1 protein-coding gene is annotated in these 520 nt (G+C 70.4%); it reads right to left on the bottom strand.

The genetic code is table 11. The annotated features are described in order from the left end of the window. Positions 1 to 520: glycosyltransferase (locus ACFP9U_RS25390; protein WP_378625681.1), on the bottom strand; the 520-nt coding region annotated here is incomplete at both ends.

Raw genomic sequence — 520 nt, 5'->3', positions numbered from 1 at the left:
ATCCTCGAGCGCCGCGGCGTTGGCGGCCTGGTCATGATCGAGCGCGTGCGGATAGGGAACCAGCAGCGCCGGCCTGCCGATGACGGCGATCTCCGAGACCGTCGACGCGCCCGAGCGCGACATGACGAGATGGGCCGCGGCGATGCGTTCGGCCATATCGGCGAAGAAGGGCGAGACTTCCGCCTCCACGCCGAGCTCGGCGAAGGCCCCGCGCACCGCCGCCTCGTCCTCGGCCCGCGCCTGCTGGGTCACATGTAAACGTTCGCGCGCCGCCTCAGGCAGAAGCCTGAGGGCTTCCGGCACAACTTGAGAGAAATATTGCGCGCCCTGGCTGCCGCCGAAGACCAGCAGCCGGAACGTCTCTCCCTCGCCCGGCGGTGCATAGGGCGTTTTCGCCGCTTCGAGGATGGAGGGGCGCACGGGGTTGCCGGTGATCACGGTCTTGTCGGCGAAACGCCCCTCGTCCGCGCGCAGGAACCCGCCGGCGATGCCGGTGACGCGCGCCGCCAGCGCCCGGTTC

The sequence above is a fragment of the Nitratireductor sp. GCM10026969 genome (assembly GCF_042660605.1).
GTDB lineage: Bacteria > Pseudomonadota > Alphaproteobacteria > Rhizobiales > Rhizobiaceae > Chelativorans.
The sequence above is the reverse complement of the archived record's forward strand: the minus strand, read 5'-3'. Positions and strand labels throughout refer to the sequence as shown.